General features: G+C 35.6%; 2 protein-coding genes. Both read right to left on the reverse strand.

Going from position 1 to position 1,834, the window contains the following annotated elements; all coding sequences use genetic code 11:
* Nucleotides 1–267: 267 nt before the first annotated feature.
* Complete coding sequence (locus Hs30E_RS10870) at nt 268–579, reverse strand: HNH endonuclease (RefSeq protein ID WP_172209952.1); 312 nt, start codon at nt 577–579, stop codon at nt 268–270.
* Between the two features lie 430 nt (nt 580–1,009).
* Nucleotides 1,010–1,222 (reverse strand): pre-toxin TG domain-containing protein, encoded by a 213-nt coding sequence (locus tag Hs30E_RS10875; protein WP_172209953.1) that lies wholly within the window; start codon nt 1,220–1,222, stop codon nt 1,010–1,012.
* Between the last annotated feature and the right edge of the window lie 612 nt (nt 1,223–1,834).

Here is a 1,834-nt window from a genome sequence, read left to right on the forward strand (position 1 = left end):
TCATAGATTCAAAGGTTGGACGTTTAACGCCAACTAGACGTTTAAAATGACTATCGCTGAGTTTGCTGAGGGATTCATAGTTCATAACTATAGTATAACAAATTTTTTTATTTTTGGGAGAAGTCTATTGTTATACCTTTATCATCATTCAACAATTTTTGATATACTCAATTCGTTAAAAATAAAGAACATTTTCAATAGCCTCACTATCGGCATAAGCCAAAATTCTCTTTTGGATTGTTTTATCATAGGTCATACTTACAGTTATCATACGTTGCGCTTTTTTATCGAATTGAGTATATAACTGTTGCTACCACCTTTATCTTTAGGTATGATATGATCAATTTGCCACTCATCCTGTGAAGGGGGGATACCTTTCTGACTTTTTTCAGGTTTAACAAGTTCTTTTCCTGACATATCCGATTTGACTTCTCCACCGTTATTTTTCATATTTTCTTCAATGATATTTTGCTTTTGTTTTTGAGTAAAGTCCTTCCCTTCTCCAACAGTGTTGGAATCCTCCAAATTACTATATGGTCCGCCTCCACCAGAACTAGCCATCGCACTACCAACTTGCATGCAGAACTGCCAAGCACAGCATTTTTGATAGCTTGTTCGCCAATAGAAACCGTAACCTTGGTGGTACTGACAGTCAAGCCACTATTAACGGCATTTCCTCCCGCAAAGGCTAAATTACAGCCGTTAGAAAATGTCGGCACTGTAATTTTTGTACCATTTGCAGCGTTCGCAGCACCCGGTATCATAGATAAAACACCTGTGACACACAGGCGTTTCATAAGTTTAATCTAAAACATAATTTTCGGAATCTTTTACGAAGAGTTGTTTTTTAACGGAAAATCCATGAAAAAGTCACTTGTTTTTTCAAAAATATTTAAAAATATAATCAATAACTTTGGTATTTCAAAATATTTCTACGAAAATAACTTTTAAAATAGATTAACTAAAAATTAAATCGACAACTTACATGTATATTCCAGAAAAATTAAATTTATGAAACGCCCGTGCCTGTGACACCCTTGACAGCTCTTTCTGCACCTGACAATTCTTTACTTGTTACGAGATTTTTGCCTGTTACCGCATTAGCTACGCCGTATGCACCCAAAGCAACGTTCATACCAACACCAATAGCTGTTGTTGCTGGGATAAGCGTTAAGATACCTGCCGTTACAGATAAACCAAGCCGAATAGCGCTCTCACACATCTTACGAACTCACTTTTTGAAGGTACAACTACATCAGTCATCTTGTTCCTTCCTTGATATACTCAATTCGATAAAAAAGCGAAACGTATGATATACTGTAAGTATGACCTATGATAAAACAATCCAAAAGAGAATTTTGGCTTATGCCGATAGTGAGGCTATTGAAAGTGTTCTTTATTTTTAACGAATTGAGTATAGTCATATTATCTCGAAGATTTTCCTTCTTCAAGCCCTTATACTTTTTATAATCCCGAGTTTTCAGACCACTCCAAGTCTCCGTCATCAAATCCGTCAAAGTCACATACTCTTGCCCTCTCTTAACACCAGACTTATCCCATTCATCTGTCAAACCTTTTCTGACTTCAATTGACCGAATCCGCTGATTGATTCAATTTTCACTGTAACCAACTTGATTAATATCAAACCCTCCACTTTCCATAGTCATCTTTAATGATATTAACTTTCCATATGAACGCAAAAAAAACGGCTCTTTGTCAAATCGTGTGGGAAATTCCTTTCCCCTATAAAGCAAGTAACTGATTAGTTGCTTGTTTTTTAATTTATTAAGGTTTTATTCATGAGTAGGATCCGTTTCTTAAAGTTTTTAAACCT

This window comes from Pseudolactococcus hodotermopsidis (genome assembly GCF_011170085.1).
Classification (GTDB): Bacteria; Bacillota; Bacilli; order Lactobacillales; family Streptococcaceae; genus Pseudolactococcus; species Pseudolactococcus hodotermopsidis.